This is a genomic window from uncultured Oscillibacter sp. (genome assembly GCF_910579365.1).
Taxonomy (GTDB): Bacteria; Bacillota; Clostridia; order Oscillospirales; family Oscillospiraceae; genus Oscillibacter.
The window spans coordinates 1-16,965 of the sequence record NZ_CAJTUX010000031.1; the positions used below are offsets into that span (position 1 = coordinate 1).

Genomic DNA, 16,965 nt, shown 5'->3' on the forward strand with positions numbered 1-16,965 from the left:
TTGCTGCTTTCAGCACTTTACTCAAGCGGTTTTAGCCTATTGGTACAGCTTCTTAAACAAATGTAACGCGCCACAAGGAGGTGAAACTGTGCCGCAAAAAAGCCGTGCTGAGTATTTTCGGGAACGCAGAAAAATCCTGAAACAGTTTTCGGTTCTTTCCCAGCGTGAACGGGTGGAAGCGCTGGAGGCGAAGCTGAAAGCGCAGGGAAAGACCAAAGTGCAGTGGTTTGAGGAAAAAGTGGACGAAGAGCTTGGCAAATAAAAAGGGGTCCGCCCCCTCCCAGCAGAGTCGAGCGGAACCCCTCCAACACCACTCCCGAAGGATTGGCAAATCCATTATGCCACAACCTCCGGGAGGAATCAAGGAGGTTTTTATGGATTCGAAAATTTTAATGGAAATGAGCGACATCCAAATGGAACTGGCCGGCTGCATCGGCCTGATTGCCGTCATCGCCGACGGGCTGAGCGCCGTTTCCCGGGAGTGCTGCCTCTCCGGCGAGGGAGGACAGCGGTATGCAAACGCGCTTTACATCACCTATGACGCACTGTCAGGCATGAGCGGGAAGCTCCGCGAGCAGCTGGACTGCGCCAGAGAGCGTCCGGCGTAGTCAAACGGGTCCCCCGTCCGTCTTTGGCGGATGGGGAAGTTTAGGAATTTTGGGCAGATTGTTTTAATTGCACCCCCATTTCTTATGCTATTTATGTATTGCTTTCCAGAAAATGAACGATTATAATAGTAAAGCATTTAGGCAAACGTTTGCCATGCGGACGGCGGCCAGCGCCGCCCAGCGGACGCAAAGAATAACGGAGGAATGAAAATGAGCAAAAAGTACTGCTACCTGTTCACCGAAGGCAACGCCAATATGCGGGAGCTTCTGGGCGGCAAGGGCGCGAACCTGGCCGAGATGACCAACATCGGCCTGCCCGTGCCCCAGGGCTTCACCATCACCACCGAGGCCTGCACCCAGTACTATGAGGACGGCCAGAAGATCAACGACGAGATCTTCGCCGAGATCATGGAGTATATCACCAAGATGGAGGAGATCACCGGCAAGAAGTTCGGCGACCTGGAGAATCCCCTGCTGGTTTCCGTCCGCTCCGGCGCCCGGGCCTCCATGCCCGGCATGATGGACACCATCCTGAACCTCGGCCTCAACGAGGACGTGGTGGAGGTGCTGATCCGCAAATCCGGCAATCCCCGCTGGGCCTGGGACTGCTATCGCCGCTTCATCCAGATGTATTCCGACGTCGTGATGGAAGTGGGCAAGAAGTACTTCGAGCAGCTCATCGACCAGATGAAGGAGAAGAAGGGCGTCACCCAGGACGTGGAGCTCACTGCCGAGGACCTGAAGGAGCTGGCCGCCCAGTTCAAGGCCGAGTATAAGGCCAAGATCGGGCAGGACTTCCCCACCGACCCCAAGGAGCAGCTGATGGGCGCCGTCAAGGCCGTCTTCCGCTCCTGGGACAACCCTCGCGCAAACGTTTACCGCCGGGACAACGACATCCCCTATTCCTGGGGCACCGCCGTCAACGTTCAGTCCATGGCCTTCGGCAACATGGGTGACGACTGCGGCACCGGCGTGGCTTTCACCCGCAACCCCGCCACCGGCGAGAAGAAGCTCTTCGGCGAGTTCCTGACCAACGCCCAGGGCGAGGACGTGGTGGCCGGCGTCCGGACGCCCATGCCCATCAGCGAGATGGCCGACAAGTTCCCCGAGGCCTTCTCCCAGTTTGAGAACGTCTGCAAGATTCTGGAGGATCACTACCGCGACATGCAGGACATGGAGTTCACCGTGGAGGCCGGCAAGCTCTACATGCTCCAGACCCGCAACGGCAAGCGCACCCCCGCCGCCGCGCTGAAGATCGCCTGCGACCTGGTGGACGAGGGCATGATCGACGAGAAGAAGGCCGTGGCCATGATCGAGCCCCGGTCTCTGGATACCCTGCTCCATCCCCAGTTTGACGCCGCCGTGCTGAAGAAGACCGAGGTCATCGGCAAGGCCCTGGGCGCCTCTCCGGGCGCCGCCAGCGGAAAGATCGTCTTCTCCGCCGAGGATGCCAAGGAGTGGGCCAACCGGGGCGAGAAGGTGGTCCTGGTCCGGCTGGAGACCTCTCCCGAGGATATCGAGGGCATGAAGGCCGCTCAGGGCATCCTGACCGTCCGGGGCGGCATGACCTCTCACGCCGCCGTGGTGGCCCGGGGCATGGGCAAGTGCTGCGTCTCCGGCTGCGGCGAGATCAAGATGGACGAGGAGAACAAGAAGTTCGAGCTGGCCGGCAAGATTTTCCACGAGGGCGACTGGCTGAGCCTGGACGGCTCCACCGGCAACATTTATGACGGCGCCATCCCCACGGTGGACGCCGCGATTGGCGGCGAGTTCGGCCGGGTCATGGGCTGGGCGGACAAGTACCGCCGCCTCCAGGTCCGCACCAACGCCGACACGCCTCACGACGCAGCCCAGGCCCGGAAGTTCGGCGCCCAGGGTATCGGCCTGTGCCGCACGGAGCATATGTTCTTCAACGACGACCGCATCCAGGCCATCCGGGAGATGATCTGCTCCGACACCGTGGAGCAGCGGGAGAAGGCTCTGGCCAAGCTGGAGCCCATGCAGCAGGGCGACTTCGAGGGCATCTATGAGGCCATGGAGGGCCTGCCGGTCACCATCCGCTTCCTGGATCCCCCGCTGCACGAGTTCGTGCCCACCGAGGAGGCCGACATCGAGGCGATGGCCAAGGAAATGGGCAAGACCGTGGAGGAGATCAAGGCCATCATCGCCGGGCTCCATGAGTTCAACCCCATGATGGGCCACCGCGGCTGCCGCCTGAGCGTCACCTTCCCGGAGATCGCCAGAATGCAGACCCGGGCTGTCATCAAGGCTGCCCTGAATGTGCAGGCCCGCCATCCCGAGTGGAACCTGGTTCCCGAGATCATGATTCCCCTGGTGGGCGAACTGAAGGAGTTCGCCTATGTGAAGAGCATTGTCACCGAGGTGGCCGACGCCCTGATTAAGGAGGCCGGTTCCAGCCTGAAATATAAGGTGGGCAACATGATCGAGATTCCCCGCGCCGCCATGTGCGCCGACGACATCGCCCCCATCTCCGACTTCTTCTCCTTCGGGTCCAACGACCTGACCCAGCTGGTCTTCGGCTTCAGCCGGGACGACGCGGGCAAGTTCCTGGACGCCTACTATGACAAGAAGATCTACGAGAACGATCCCTTTGCCAAGCTGGACCAGCACGGCGTGGGCCGTCTGATCTCCAATGCCGCCCGCTGGGGCCGGTCCACCAATCCAGGCCTGCATCTGGGCATCTGCGGCGAGCACGGCGGCGACCCCGCCAGCGTGGAGTTCTGCCACCGGATCGGCCTGGACTATGTGTCCTGCTCTCCCTTCCGGGTGCCCATCGCCCGCCTCGCGGCGGCCCAGGCGGCCATCAAGGAAGCCTGAGCGCCCGCTTCCTTCCGTTTATAAAACGCGCCGTGGAGCTTCAAAGCTCCACGGTGCGTTTTTCAAATCAAGAAAAAGCCGGACGCCGCCTTCCGCGCCGTCCGGTTCTTTTTACAGGTCCACCACCGTCACTTCGTGCCCCGTGCGGGGCAGCAGTTTGTGAAGCACGTCCGCCGTCCGGAGCTTCAAGCTGCTGGTGCAGATGCAGGGGTGACAGCTGAGATACTCCGCCTCATAGACCTCCCGTTCCATCAGGAGACGGACGCGGTGCTCCCGGTCGTTCATCAGCCCCAGGATGGTGGCGGAACCGGGGGTGCAGCGCAGCAGCTCCCACAGCGCTTCTTCCGGAGCGAAGGACAGCCGGGCGGAGCCGATCTGATGGGAGAGGTCCTTTGTATGGAAGGGCTTATCCGGCCCCATGCAGAGGAGGTAAAACTGCGTCTTCTGCCGGTTGCAGAGGAAGAGGTTCTTGCAGATGGGCACGCCCAGGACCTGGCTGACGGCGGCGCACTTTTCCATGGTGTCGGCGGGCTCGCTGGACACCCGGTCGTACTCCATGCCCAGCTCCTCCAGCAGGGCGAAGGCCGCCGCCTCCTGGGGAAGGAGCTCCCCCTCCGGGCGGACGTTGTGGAATAAAGATGAGAGTTCCATGGTTTGGTCAGTCCTTTGTCAAGAGCTTTTCCCCGGCCCGGTAGATGTCCCCCGCGCCGACGGTCAGAATCAAGTCCCCCGGCCCGGCCAGCCTCCGGATGGCCTCCGCCGTCTTGTCCAGGGTGGAACAGTAGACGGAGCCGGGAACCTCCTTGGAGAGGTCCGCCGAGGAGATGCCCATGGTATTCTGCTCCCGGGCAGCGTAAATCTCCGCCAGGACCACCACATCTGCCAGCTTCAGCTCCTCCACAAAGCGGTCAAAGAGCTTGGCGGTGCGGGAATAGGTGTGGGGCTGGAAGGCCACAATCAGCCGCCGGTAGCCCAGGCCCTTGGCAGTGGTCAGCAGAGCGTGGAGCTCATCGGGGTGGTGGGCATAATCGTCGTAAATCTCCGCGCCGTTGTAAGTCCCCTTGTATTCAAAGCGCCGCCCCGCGCCGGTGAAGGAGGCAAGTCCCCTCTCCACCGCCTCCCCCGGAAGGCCCAGCGCATAGGCGGCGGAGGCCGCCGCCAGGGCGTTAGAGACGTTGTGCCGCCCGTAGACCTTCAGCTCCGCGTGGGCATAGAACGCGTCATGGACGAAGATGTCGAAGACCGGGCGGCCCTTGTCCTCCCGGAGGTTCATGGCGGTACAATCCGCCCCCGGCTCCAGGCCGAAGGTGAAGGCGTCCAGGCCGTGGGCCACACTGCGGGCCCCGGCGTTGTCCGCGTTTACAACCACGCTGCCGCCGGCCGGCACCAGCTCCGCGAACCGGCGGAAGGAGGCTTTGATGTCGTCCAGGTCCCGGAAGAAGTCCAGGTGGTCCGCCTCCACATTCAGGATCACCGCCACCGTGGGGTAGAAGCTGAGGAAGCTGTTGCAGTACTCGCAGGACTCCAGAATAATGGTGTCCCCCTGGCCCACCCGGTAGCCGGAGTGCAGCAGGGGCAGAGTGCCGCCGATCATGACGGTGGGGTCCGCCTCCGCCGCCATGAAAATGTGGGTACACATGGAGGTGGTGGTGGTCTTCCCGTGCGTCCCCGCCACACAGAGGGCGTTGGGATAGCGGCGCATGATGGCCCCCCAGGCCTGGGCCCGCTCGTACACGGGGATGCCCCGGGCGATGGCCCCGGCAATCTCCGGGTTGCCGTCGTGGACGGCGGCGGTGCGGATGACCAGGTCGCAGTCCCCCAGGTTGTCCGCGTTGTGCCCCACGGCCACGGGAATACCCAGGGTGCGAAGGTGCTCTACGGTGCCGCTCTCCGACATGTCGGAGCCCTGGATAACCAGTCCCTTGTCCCGCAGAACCTCCGCCAGGGGGCACATGGAGACGCCCCCGATGCCCACCAGATGGGCCCGCATACCGGGAACGAAGAAATCGCTGATGGGCTTTGGATTGTGTATCATGGAAACCAGCTTCCTTTCCACAAAATGGAAGTTAAAAAAGATTGTATCCGAAAAGATATTTTATTATAATACAGAAACAAGGGAAATGCAACGGCGAAAGGGGCGGAGCGATGAAGATTCCGGAAGATGTACAGGCCATTTTAAGAACATTGGAGTCAGCGGGCTACGAGGCGTGGTGCGTCGGCGGCTGTGTCCGGGACACGCTGCCGTCCCGGGGCCGCCAGCTGGGCCGGGCGCCGGAGGACTGGGACGTCACCACCTCCGCCCGTCCGGAGAAGACCCTGGCGCTGTTTGGGGACCGGGCGGAGCCCACAGGGCTGCGGCATGGCACGGTCACCGTGAAGACGCCGGCAGGCCCGGTGGAGGTCACCACCTTCCGGATTGACGGAACGTATCACGACCACCGGCGTCCGGACTCCGTGGCGTTTACGAACTCTCTGGAGGAGGACCTGGCCCGGCGGGATTTCACGGTCAACGCCATGGCCCTGAATCTCCGGGGGGAGCTCCGGGACCCCTTCGGGGGACAGGAGGACCTGGAGCGAAATACGCTTCGCTGCGTGGGGGACCCGGACCGGCGCTTTCAGGAAGACGCCCTGCGGATTCTGCGGGGCATGCGCTTTGCCGCCGTACTGGGGCTGGAGGAGGACGGGGAGACGGGCCGCGCCATGGAGCGAAACCGGGAGCTGCTGCGCAGCATCGCCCCGGAGCGCGTCCGGGCGGAGCTGGTCAAGCTCCTCTGCGGGCGGCGCGCCCGGGATGTGCTGGACCGCCACCCCCTTGTGGTGGGGGTTTTCTGGCCGGAAGTGCTGCCCATGCTCCAGTTTGACCAGAGGAACGTTCACCACTGCTACGACGTCTGGGACCACAGCACCATCGCCATGATGGAAACGCCTCCGGTTCCCATGCTCCGGTGCGCCGCCCTTCTTCACGATGTGGGCAAGCCCTCCTCTTTCACGCTGGACGAGGCGGGGGTGGGCCACTTCTACGGCCACGCCAAGGCCAGCGCCTCCCTGGCGGACGCCATGCTCCGGCGGCTGCGGTTTTCCAACGACTTCCGAGAGCGGACGGTCCGGCTCATCGAATGGCACGACCGGGACATCCCCCGGACGGACAAGGGCGTCCGCCGGGCCCTGCGGGCCCTGGGGGAGGAGGACTTGCGTCTGGTGCTGGATTTGAAGCGGGCGGACAATCTGGCGCAGGCCCCCGCCTATTGGGGGCGGCAGGCGGAGATTCAAAAGGGAGAGGACATTTTAAACCGGCTTCTGGCGGAGGACGCCTGTTTTTCTCTGAGGCAGCTGGCGGTCCGGGGAGGGGACTTGCTGGCGCTTGGCCTTGGGGGCCCCGCCGTGGGGGCGGCGCTGGAGACGCTTTTGGAGAAGGTGGTGGACGGCGCGCTTCCCAATGACCGAACGGTTCTGCTGGAGTATCTTCAAAAGACGCGGGAGGCGGACGAAGAGCGGGGCCCCGCATGAGGGAATCTGCAAGAGCGGATGGATTCCCTCCCTTTTCAGCTGGAAGCCGTTCAAACCTTTTCAAGATTTGAACAGCTTGTTCAGGCTGCCGAAAAGACGCTCTCGACAGCCTGAAGCGGCGCTGGAGACCTCCGGCGCCGCTTTTTATGTCCTTATGCGATCTCCAGCAATTCCCGCAGGTCCCGGATTTCGTAATCCACCCGCAGTCCCTCCCTCCGGCGCTTTCCCGCCGGGTTGAACCAGCAGCAGGGGAGACCGGCGTTGTTGGCCCCCTGGATGTCCGTGGTCAGGGAATCTCCGATCACCAGGACGTTTTCGTCCCTCAGGCCGGGGAGCTGCCGGCGTATATAGTCGAAATAGGCCCTGCTGGGCTTGGCGGCCCCGGCCTCCTCAGAGATGAAGGCGGCTTCAAAGAGCTCCGCGAACACGCTGCTCCGGAGGCGGCTGCGCTGGACGGAGGCCACGGCGTTGGTGACGATGAACAGGCGGTGTCCCCGGGCCTTCAGCTCCCGGCAGACCGCCTCGGCGTGGGGCAGAGGATAGACCCCCTTTCCCAGGGCGGCCAGATAGTCCCGGTTGCAGGCCGCCGGGTCCCGCTCCAGGTTCAGGGCCTTCAGAAAGCGGACATAGCGCTCCAGGGTGACGAATTCCTTCGTCACCTCGCCCCGGTCGAAGGCGGCCCAGAGCTCCAGATTGATTTCGTGATACATCTGGTGCCGCTCCGGTGTGTAAGGAATTTCGTGAAGCGCGCACATCTGATGAAAGGCCTGGTCGGAGGCTTTGGGAAAATCGAACAGAGTGTCGTCGGCGTCGAAGAGTAAGTAGGAGTAGTTCATACGCGTAAATTCCTTTCGGCGAAACCGGCTTTCCGGCGCGGGGTTTCGGCAGTTTCATTGTACCACGCCGGAGGGAAAAAGACAATCACCCTTTCCCGCTTCCGCCCATACCATGGAGCGAGGGGGAATGCTGAGATGAACAAGAGCTTTGGCGTCATCGGCGGAGACCGCCGGCAGGCGGAACTGGCCCGGCTGCTGGCCGGGGACGGCCACTCCGTTTGTACTTACGGCCTGGACCGCTGGAAGCCCGTGGGAGCGGACACGCTGGATCACGCGGCCTCTGCGGATGTGGTGATTTTGCCCCTGCCCCTTTGCAGAGGGGACGGCGTTTTGAACTGCGAGGAGGGGGCGGTGCCCACGGCGGACCTGTTTCGCCGGCTCCGGCCCTGTCAGCGGATTCTGGCGGGTCAGGTGCGCCCCCAGCAGCGGCGGGAGGCAGAGGAGCTGGGTCTGACGGTGGAGGATTACTTCCTGCGGGAGGAACTGGCCGTCGCCAATGCCGCCGCCACGGCGGAAGGAGCGGTGCAGACCGCCATGGAGCGGCTGGACCGGACGCTGCTGGGGCTGGACTGTCTGGTGCTGGGCTTTGGCCGCATCGGAAAGCTCCTGAGCTGCCGCCTTCACGGCCTGGGAGCTCAAGTGACCGCCACCGCCCGGAAGCCGGGAGACCTGGCCTGGATTCGGGCCTATGGCTATCAGGCGGTGGAGACAGGGAAGTTGGACGGCCGGCTGAGCAGCTTTGACGCGGTGTTCAACACGATTCCCTCTCCCGTCCTGACCGGACCGCTGCTGGTCCAAGTGAAGGAAGACTGTCTTCTGGTGGACCTGGCGTCCGTCCGGGGCATTGAGGCGAACACCGGGGGGCCGGAGGTGCTTTGGGCCCGGTCCCTGCCGGGACGGCTGACGCCCCGGTCCGCTGCGGCGGCGATTCGGGACGCGGTATATTACATCCTATTGGAAGAATGAGGTGACCTGTATGCGCAAGGAACGGGTCGGTTTTGCGGTGTGCGGTTCTTTCTGCACCCATGAGAAGGTGCTGAAGGCGCTGGAGGCGCTGACGGAGATTTACGAGACGGTGATTCCCATCGTCTCGGAGATTTCCGCTTTTACGGACACCCGCTTTGGCAGGTCCGAGGACCTGCTGGAGCGGCTGGAGGACCTGACGGGAAGAGACGCGCTGCTGGATATCCCGTCGGTGGAGCCCATTGGGCCCAAAGGGCTGCTGGACGTTTTGGTGATTGCGCCGGCCACGGGCAACACGATTGCCAAGCTGGCCGCCGGCATTGCGGATACTTCCGTGACCATGGCGGCAAAGTCCCACCTGCGGAACGGCCGTCCGGTGGTGCTGGCGGTGTCCAGCAACGACGGATTGGCGGCGGGAGCCCGGAACATCGGGGAACTGCTGGTCCGGCGGAATTACTATTTTGTTCCCTTTGGGCAGGACAACGCGGCCCAGAAGCCCAGCTCCCTGGTGGCGGATTTTTCGAAGCTGCCGGAGACGGTGGACGCCGCCCTGCGGGGCGAGCAGATTCAGCCGATTTTGCTGCGGTAAGGGAAAGGGGGAGAGGCGCGGGCCTCTCCCCCTTTCCGATTCAATTCCGCAGGCTGTGCAGCGGCGCGGGGATTCTTCCTCCCCGGCTGATGAACCCGGCGGAGGACTCCCGGTGGACAGGCATCACCGGCGCGCTGCCCAGGAGGCCCCCCATCTCGATGGTTCCCCCCACGTCCTTCCCCGGCGCGGGAAGAATGCGCACGGCGGTGGTCTTGTTGTTCACCATGCCGATGGCCGCCTCGTCGGCGATGATGGCGGCGATGGTCTCCGCCGGGGTGTCCCCGGGGATGGCGATCATATCCAGGCCCACAGAGCAGACGCAGGTCATGGCCTCCAGCTTATCCAGGCACAGCGTCCCCCGGCGGGCGGCGGCAATCATGCCCTCGTCCTCACTGACGGGGATGAAGGCCCCGGAGAGCCCCCCCACGCTGGAGGAGGCCATAACGCCCCCCTTCTTCACCGCGTCGTTCAGCATGGCCAGCGCCGCCGTGGTGCCGTGGGCGCCGCAGACCTCCAGGCCCAGTTCCTCCAGAATCCGGGCCACGCTGTCGCCGACGGCGGGAGTGGGCGCGAGACTCAAATCCACGATGCCAAAGGGGGTGTCCAGCCTCCGGCTGGCCTCCTGGGCCACCAGCTGGCCCATCCGGGTCACCCGGAAAGCGGTCTTCTTGATGGTCTCCGCCGCCACGTCCAGGGGCTGGCCCTTGACGGTCTGGAGCGCGTGGTACACCACGCCCGGCCCGGAGACGCCCACATTGATGACCTTCTCCGCCTCTCCCGCGCCATGGAAGGCCCCGGCCATGAAGGGATTGTCCTCCACGGCGTTGCAGAACACCACCAGTTTCGCGCAGCCCAGGCCGTCCCGGTCCGCCGTGGCGGCGGCAGTCTCCTTGACGATGCGGCCCATGAGGCTGACCGCGTCCATGTTGATCCCCGCCCGGGTGGAGCCCACGTTGACGGAGGAGCAGACCAGCTCCGTCCGGGACAGCGCCTCCGGAATGGAGCGGATGAGGCGCTCGTCCGCTTTGGTCATGCCCTTTTGGACCAGGGCGGAATAACCGCCGATGAAGTTCACGCCGCAGCTCTGCGCGGCCCGGTCCAGGGCCAGGGCGAAGGGCACGCAGTCCTCCGTCTCGCTGGCCCCGGCCACCATAGCCATGGGCGTGACGGAGATGCGCTTGTTGACAATGGGGATGCCGAACTCGTCCTCAATGTCCTGGCCGGTCCGGACCAGCTTCTCCGCGTAACGGCAGATCTTCTCATAAACCTTCTCACAGGCCCGCTTGGGGTCCGGGTCGCAGCAGGAGAGCAGGGAGATTCCCATGGTGATGGTGCGGATATCCAGATGCTGCTGGTCGATCATTTCGATGGTGGAGAGGATTTCCTTTTGATTCAGCACGGTGCAGCCCCTCCTTAAATGCTGTGCATGGCGTCAAAAATCTCCTCCCGCTGAATGCGGATGGAGAGGCCCATCTCCGCCCCCAGATCGTGCAGGCCCCGGCCCAGCTCGCCGAAGCTGGCGGTGGACTTGCTGACGTCCACGGCCATGACCATGGTGAAGGCGCCCTGCAAAATGGTCTGGGAGATGTCCAGAATGTTGACGTTATAGCCCGCCAGGCAGTTGCAGACGGCGGCGATGATGCCCACCCTGTCCTGCCCCAGGACGGTGACGATGGCGTTCATGGTGTTGCTCCTCCTTTGTGTTCCCTCGTATCGGGGCGGGCCTCCGCGCCCGCCGGAATTCCCTGAGACGAAAGGGCCGGGACAGAGCCCGGCCCCTGCCGGTATGCCGGGGGCGGATTTACAGCTCGTCAAAGAACTTGTCGTGAATCGCCCGGACGGCCCGGTTCACGTCCTTCTCGTCCAGGAGCACGGACACCCGGATTTCCGAGGTGTTGATCATCTGGATGTTGATTCCCGCCTCATACAGCGCCTCAAACATCTTGGCGGCCACGCCGCAGTTGCTCATCAGTCCCGCGCCCACGATGGACACCTTGCCAATCTGATCGTCGGACTCGATGTGGTCAAAGCGCAGAGCCTCCTTGTGTTCGTTGAGGATGGACTCCACCTCTTCCTGGTCCTTCTTGTGGATGGTGAAGGTGATGTCCTTGGTGTCCTCCCGGCCGATGGACTGCAAGATGACGTCCACATTGATGTTGTGCTTGCTCAGCAGGTCGAAAACCTGGAAGGCGACGCCGGGATTGTGCTGCAGGCCCACCAGGGCCACCCGGGCGATGCTGGTGTCCTTGGCGACGCCGGCGATGTTGGTCTTTTCCACTTTTGTAACCTCCTTGACTTTCGTGCCGGGCTTGCGCTCCAAGCTGGACACGACCTCCAAATTCACTCTGAACTTCTTTGCCAGCTCCACGCTGCGGTTGTGGAGCACCTGGGCTCCCTGGCTGGCCAGCTCCAGCATCTCGTCATAGGTGATCTCCTCCAGCTTCCGGGCGTGGGGAACAATCCGGGGGTCCGTGGTGTAAACCCCGTCCACATCCGTGTAAATCTGGCAGAGCCCGGCCCGGAAGGCCGCCGCCAGGGCCACGGCGCTGGTGTCGGACCCACCCCGGCCCAGCGTGGTGACGTCGCCGTTGCGGTCCACGCCCTGGAAGCCGGTGACAAGGACGATGCGGTGCTGGTCCAGCTCCGCCCGAATGCGCTCGGAGTCAATTTTCTTGATCCGGGCGTCCGCGTGAACAGTGGTGGACTGAATGCCCACCTGCCACGCCGCCAGGGACACGCAGGGCAGGCCCATGGCCTCCAGCGCCATGGCGCACAGGGCCACGGAAATCTGCTCGCCCGTGGAGAGGAGCATATCCATCTCCCGCTTGGAGGCGCTGGGGTTGATCTCCTTCGCCTTTTCGATCAGGTCGTCGGTGGTGTCCCCCTGGGCGGACAGGACCACGATGACGTCGTTGCCCTTCAAATAGGTCTCCGCAATAATTCGGGCGACATTTTGGATGCGTGCCGCGTCCTTCACGGAGCTGCCGCCGAATTTCTGTACGATCAAACTCATATGTCTGTCTTCCTTTTGCTTGAAATCAGATTGTGGGGCCTTCTTCCCCCTCTATCTTATGCGGGGCGGGGGCAGGTTGGGGCTCAATCCTCCAGCACCCGCATGCAGGCCAGCACGTGGAGGGACCGGGACTGCTGGGCCGCGTCCGCGCCGCTGAGAGGCTCGGTCAAAAAGGCGGTCTCGCCGTCCTCGCTGAGCACCTCCACCTGACCGAAGGCCATGGCCGCATCGGTGAGACTGCCCTCGATGCGGAAATAGTGCCGCGTCTTCAGGGCCGAGGGCTCCTCAAAGCCCTCGGTGTCCGGGGACCAGCCGATTTCCTCCCGCCGGGGGCTTTGCTGGAGGCACTCCATCACGTCCGCCACGCAGGCGGAGGCGGTGGGCAGCTCTCCCGCTCCCCGGCCGTAGAACATCACCTCGCCCGTGGCGTTGCCCCGGACCATGACGGCGTTGAACACGTCTTCCACATTGGCCATGGGGTTCTCCTCCGGAATCAGGTGGGGGGCCACATAGGCGGTGCGCCCGCCACCGGGAAGACGGACCGCCCGGCCCAGCAGCTTCACCCGGTAGCCCGCCCTCTGGGCGATCTTCACGTCCCGGAGGCTGAGTTTGCTGATGCCCTCCATGGGCACCCGCTCCGGATCAATCTGGCTGCCAAAGGCCAGGTCCGCCAGGATGCAGATTTTCCGCCCGGCGTCGATGCCCTCCACGTCGGCGGTGGGGTCCGCCTCGGCGTAGCCCTTGGTCTGGGCCTCCCGCAGGGCGTCGGAGAAAAAGGCCCCGGTGCGGACCATGCGGGTAAGAATATAATTGGTGGTGCCGTTCAGGATGCCGTACACCTCGTCGATGCGGTTGGCGGCCATGCACTGGGTCAGGGGGTGGAGCACCGGGATGCCGCCGCCCACGCTGGCCTCGAAGAGATAGCTGACGTTCTTCTTCCTCGCCAGGGCCAGCAGCTCGCAGCCCTTCTCCGCCACCAGCTGCTTGTTGGCGGTGACCACGTGCTTTCCGGCGGAGAGGGCCCGCTTCGTGTATTCATAGGCCGCCTCCACGCCGCCGATGGTCTCCACCACCACCCGGATGTCGCCGTCCTCCTCAATCTTCCGGAAATCGTCGGTCATCAGCTGACGGTAGGGGCTGTCCGGAAAGCGCCGGACGAGGATGGATTTCACCTGTAAGGGCTCGCCCAGCTTCCGCTCGATTTGCCGGGCGTTCTCCGCAATCACCTTGGCAACGCCGGTGCCCACGGTGCCGAGGCCCAAAATCGCAATTTGTATCATGTCGTATTCCTTTCCCTTTATCCCGCCAGAATCTCAAAGCGCAGCACGCCCTCCAGGGCGATGACGCTGCCCATCAGCTGCTCCAGGGACTCCTCCATCCGGCTGGTCTCGGCGGAGATGGTCACCGCCGCGCAGCCGTTGGTGGGAATGCTCTGGTTGATGGTCAGGATGTTGGCCCCGGAGGAGGCGAACAGCGCCAGCACGCCGGAGAGCACGCCGGCCGTGTCCTTGAGCATGGCGTAAAAGGTGATGATGTGCTCCGCCTTCATATCGTTGAAGGGCTGGACGGAGTCCTTGTATTTGTAAAACGCGCTGCGGCTGATGCCCGCCAGCCTTGTGGCCGCCCCGACGGTGTCCGCCTCGCCGGTCTGCATCATCCGCTTGGCCTCCGCCACCTTGACGAAAATTTCCGGCAGCGCGTCCGCCGCCACAATATAGTATTTGATCGGTCTTGCCATGGCGTCCTCCATCCGTACGGTCCGCAGGGCGGCGGGGCTTTGCTGTCAGTCCGTCCATTGCGGTCATTTGTCCTCCCTGCATGCTAACATATTTTCCGCCGCTCCGCAACTGTCGGAATCGGGAAAACTTCCGGGCAAATCCCCCCCGGCCGTGGGCAAAATGCCGGACGGGTGGGGAAACGTACCGGGTACGCCTGCTGGCCAAGGCTTCCTCCGGCGGAATGAATATACATTCTATTATTCATTCCGTCTCCACCGCTGCATCTGAAAAATGCACAAACAGCCCATTTCTTCCGTGTATTTTTCAGCAAAAGTGGAGAATTATGCCAAATAAATATGCACTATTTCTGAAAAAGTATTGACAGGCGTCCCCCTCCGTGCTAAGGTATCCACAAGTTCGTGGGAGGAGCGCCTCCCGAACCGATGAGACCAGCGCCCGGTCCGCCGGGCAAAGATTTTGGAAGAAAAGGATGATCGTATCATGAAGAAATGTTTGACGCTGCTCCTGACCATGGTCATGGTCCTGAGCCTGGCCGCCTGCGGCGGCAGCGACGCTCCCTCCAGCGGCAGCGGCTCCGACGCCCCCGCCGCCGGCAGCCAGGACGCCGGCTCCGACACCCCCGCCGCTGGCAGCCAGGACGCCGGCTCCGACGCTCCCGCCTTTACCACTGTGGAGGCCGGCAAGCTCCACATGTCCACCAACGCCGCTTTCCCTCCCTATGAGATGACCACCGACGACGGCGGCTTCGAGGGCATCGACGTGGAGGTGGCCGAGGCTATCGCCGGAAAGCTGGGCCTGGAGCTGGTGGTGGACGACATGGGCTTTGACGCCGCCCTGCTGGCCGCCCAGAACGGCCAGAGCGACATGGTCATGGCCGGCGTCACCGTCAACGAGAAGCGTCTGGCCGTCATGGACTTCTCCGACAGCTACGCCACCGGCGTGCAGGTGGTCATCGTCAAGGAGGGCTCCCCCATCGCCACGGTGGACGACCTGGCCAACGCCCAGATGATCGGCTGCCAGAAGGCCACCACCGGCTATATCTACTGCTCCGACACCCCGGAGAACGGCGGCTACGGCGAGGATCACGTCACCGCCTACGAGACCGGCGCGCTGGCGGTGCAGGCCCTGGTCAACGGCCAGGTGGACGCCGTGGTCATCGACAACGAGCCCGCCAAGAGCTTTGTGGCCGCCAATGACGGTCTGGTGATTCTGGACACCGAGTTCGCCGTGGAGGACTACGCCATTGGCGTGCGGAAGGGCAACACCGCGCTGCTGGACGCCATCAACGCCGCCATGGCCGAGCTGAAGGCCGACGGCACCTTCCAGGGCATTGTGGACAAGTATATCACCGCCGAGTAACAGCATTCGGAAGGGCGGCTCCCCGGCCGCCCTTTTCCCCTATCACAAAATAGAGAAAGGAGCCCCCTGCATGAAAGCTACGCTCGCGGAGCGGTTTTACACCGCCTTTCTGGAGGGCAGCCGCTGGAAGCTCTACCTCCAGGGCGTCGCCTCCACCCTGGAGCTGACGGTCATCGCCCTGATCCTGGGCATCATTCTGGGACTGGTGGTGGCGGTGATCCGCACGGCTCACGACCAGCAGCGTCTGGGACAGCACAACCCCCTTCTGGCGGTGCTGAACACCCTGTGCAAGGTTTACACCACCGTCATCCGGGGCACGCCCATGATGGTCCAGCTGCTGATCTGGGGATTCGTCATCTTCAAGACCAGCCGGAACCACACCATGGTGGGCGCCCTGGGCCTGGGCGTGAACTCCGGGGCGTATGTTGCGGAGATTGTCCGGGGCGGCCTTATGAGCGTGGACATCGGCCAGAGCGAGGCCGGCCGGTCCCTGGGACTGGATTATCTGGACACCATGCGCTTCATCGTCATTCCCCAGGCGTTCAAGAACATCCTGCCCTCCCTGGCCAACGAGTTCATCACCCTCTTCAAGGATACCTCCCTGGTCCAGGCCATCGGCGGCATGGAGCTGGTGTATTACGCCCAGACCATCGGCGGCAGGACCTTTGACCTCATGCCGCCCTACATCGGCATCGCGGTGATGTACTTAGTTCTGGTGATCGTCTTCACCTGGCTCCAGGGGAAGCTGGAAAGGAGGCTGCGCGAAAGTGATCGACGTTAAAAACCTCAGCAAATCCTTCGGGGACCACCTGGTGCTGGACGACATCTCCGAGCATATCCATCCCGGGGAAAAGGTGGTCGTCATCGGTCCCTCCGGTTCCGGCAAGTCCACCTTCCTCCGGTGCCTGAACCTGCTGGAGACCCCCACCAAGGGAAGCGTCACCTTTCAAGGAACGGTCATCACCGACCCCAAGGTGAAGATCGACCAGGTGCGCCAGAAGATGGGCATGGTGTTTCAGCACTTCAACCTCTTTCCCAATATGACCATTCGAAGGAACATCACCCTGGCCCCGGTGCGCACGGGCCTGATGAAGCAGGAGGAGGCCGACGGGCTGGCGGACACGCTGCTCCAGCGGGTGGGCCTGACGGACAAGGCCGACGCCTATCCCAACCAGCTCTCCGGCGGGCAGAAGCAGCGGGTGGCCATCGTCCGGGCCCTGGCCATGAAGCCCCAGGTGATGCTGTTTGACGAGCCCACCTCCGCCCTGGACCCGGAGATGGTGGGCGAGGTGCTGGACGTGATGAAGGAGCTGGCCAGAGAGGGCATGACCATGGTGGTGGTGACCCACGAGATGGGCTTTGCCCGGGAGGTGGGCAGCCGCGTCCTCTTCATGGCCGACGGGAAGATTCTGGAGCAGGGCCCTCCGGCGGAGGTCTTCGGAAATCCCCGGCACCCCCGGCTGAAGGACTTCCTCAGCAAGGTGCTCTGATCGTTTTTCGAATATGCCAAAAA

17 protein-coding genes are annotated in these 16,965 nt (G+C 63.3%); 9 read left to right on the forward strand and 8 right to left on the reverse strand.

Annotated elements, in window-relative coordinates; all coding sequences use genetic code 11:
- From QZ329_RS08720 to ppdK, 3 genes are all read left to right on the forward strand, one after another.
- The coding region (locus QZ329_RS08720) for a hypothetical protein (protein ID WP_295751214.1) at window positions 1–262 on the forward strand (262 nt) is incomplete at its 5' end.
- Between the two features lie 112 nt (window positions 263–374).
- Window positions 375–608 (forward strand): hypothetical protein, encoded by a 234-nt coding sequence (locus QZ329_RS08725; protein WP_295751218.1) that lies wholly within the window; start codon window positions 375–377, stop codon window positions 606–608.
- A gap of 210 nt (window positions 609–818) precedes the next feature.
- Entirely contained in the window at window positions 819–3,446 is a 2,628-nt protein-coding gene (gene ppdK / locus QZ329_RS08730; RefSeq protein WP_295751221.1) for a pyruvate, phosphate dikinase, read from the forward strand.
- A 111-nt stretch (window positions 3,447–3,557) separates the two neighbouring features.
- Here the strand turns inward: ppdK and QZ329_RS08735 are convergent, their stop codons facing one another.
- Both QZ329_RS08735 and murC read right to left on the reverse strand, forming a co-directional pair.
- The gene (locus tag QZ329_RS08735) at window positions 3,558–4,097 is read right to left on the reverse strand and encodes a prolyl-tRNA synthetase associated domain-containing protein (protein WP_295751224.1); all 540 of its coding nucleotides are present in this window, start codon (window positions 4,095–4,097) and stop codon (window positions 3,558–3,560) included.
- A 7-nt stretch (window positions 4,098–4,104) separates the two neighbouring features.
- The gene (gene murC, locus QZ329_RS08740) at window positions 4,105–5,481 is read right to left on the reverse strand and encodes a UDP-N-acetylmuramate--L-alanine ligase (RefSeq protein ID WP_295751226.1); all 1,377 of its coding nucleotides are present in this window, start codon (window positions 5,479–5,481) and stop codon (window positions 4,105–4,107) included.
- A 110-nt stretch (window positions 5,482–5,591) separates the two neighbouring features.
- On the opposite strand from murC, the gene QZ329_RS08745 reads away from it, so the two are divergent.
- Window positions 5,592–6,953, forward strand: a complete 1,362-nt coding sequence (locus tag QZ329_RS08745; protein WP_295751229.1) for an HD domain-containing protein — start codon at window positions 5,592–5,594, stop codon at window positions 6,951–6,953.
- Between the two features lie 152 nt (window positions 6,954–7,105).
- Here the strand turns inward: QZ329_RS08745 and QZ329_RS08750 are convergent, their stop codons facing one another.
- Entirely contained in the window at window positions 7,106–7,789 is a 684-nt protein-coding gene (locus QZ329_RS08750) for a YjjG family noncanonical pyrimidine nucleotidase (protein WP_295751232.1), read from the reverse strand.
- 135 nt (window positions 7,790–7,924) lie between these two features.
- Here QZ329_RS08750 and QZ329_RS08755 point away from each other — a divergent pair, with 135 nt between their 5' ends.
- Complete coding sequence (locus QZ329_RS08755; protein WP_295751234.1) at window positions 7,925–8,755, forward strand: dipicolinate synthase subunit DpsA; 831 nt, start codon at window positions 7,925–7,927, stop codon at window positions 8,753–8,755.
- Window positions 8,756–8,765: 10 nt separating this feature from the next.
- Window positions 8,766–9,341, forward strand: coding sequence for a dipicolinate synthase subunit B (locus QZ329_RS08760; protein ID WP_295751236.1), 576 nt, complete (start codon window positions 8,766–8,768; stop codon window positions 9,339–9,341).
- A 40-nt stretch (window positions 9,342–9,381) separates the two neighbouring features.
- Here the strand turns inward: QZ329_RS08760 and QZ329_RS08765 are convergent, their stop codons facing one another.
- The 5 genes from QZ329_RS08765 to QZ329_RS08785 all read right to left on the reverse strand — a co-directional run bounded on the left by QZ329_RS08765 (window position 9,382) and on the right by QZ329_RS08785 (window position 14,092).
- Entirely contained in the window at window positions 9,382–10,737 is a 1,356-nt protein-coding gene (locus tag QZ329_RS08765; protein WP_365351727.1) for a PFL family protein, read from the reverse strand.
- Between the two features lie 17 nt (window positions 10,738–10,754).
- Window positions 10,755–11,024: an ACT domain-containing protein gene (locus tag QZ329_RS08770; protein WP_295751242.1), complete on the reverse strand. Its 270-nt coding sequence runs from the start codon at window positions 11,022–11,024 to the stop codon at window positions 10,755–10,757.
- A 118-nt stretch (window positions 11,025–11,142) separates the two neighbouring features.
- Complete coding sequence (locus QZ329_RS08775; protein ID WP_295751245.1) at window positions 11,143–12,354, reverse strand: aspartate kinase; 1,212 nt, start codon at window positions 12,352–12,354, stop codon at window positions 11,143–11,145.
- Between the two features lie 83 nt (window positions 12,355–12,437).
- Window positions 12,438–13,634, reverse strand: coding sequence for a homoserine dehydrogenase (locus QZ329_RS08780; protein ID WP_295751249.1), 1,197 nt, complete (start codon window positions 13,632–13,634; stop codon window positions 12,438–12,440).
- 17 nt (window positions 13,635–13,651) lie between these two features.
- Window positions 13,652–14,092, reverse strand: coding sequence for an ACT domain-containing protein (locus tag QZ329_RS08785; RefSeq protein WP_295751251.1), 441 nt, complete (start codon window positions 14,090–14,092; stop codon window positions 13,652–13,654).
- A gap of 481 nt (window positions 14,093–14,573) precedes the next feature.
- Between QZ329_RS08785 and QZ329_RS08790 the strand changes: the two genes are divergently transcribed.
- The 3 genes from QZ329_RS08790 (at window position 14,574) to QZ329_RS08800 (ending at window position 16,942) form a co-directional block, all read left to right on the forward strand.
- Window positions 14,574–15,452, forward strand: a complete 879-nt coding sequence (locus QZ329_RS08790; RefSeq protein ID WP_295751254.1) for a transporter substrate-binding domain-containing protein — start codon at window positions 14,574–14,576, stop codon at window positions 15,450–15,452.
- A 70-nt stretch (window positions 15,453–15,522) separates the two neighbouring features.
- Window positions 15,523–16,233, forward strand: coding sequence for an amino acid ABC transporter permease (locus tag QZ329_RS08795; protein WP_295751257.1), 711 nt, complete (start codon window positions 15,523–15,525; stop codon window positions 16,231–16,233).
- Window positions 16,220–16,942 carry an amino acid ABC transporter ATP-binding protein gene (locus QZ329_RS08800; protein ID WP_295751260.1) on the forward strand — a complete coding sequence of 241 codons (723 nt, stop codon included), beginning with the start codon at window positions 16,220–16,222 and terminating at the stop codon, window positions 16,940–16,942. The genes QZ329_RS08795 and QZ329_RS08800 overlap by 14 nt, the downstream gene beginning before the upstream one ends.
- The last annotated feature ends 23 nt before the right edge of the window (window positions 16,943–16,965 follow it).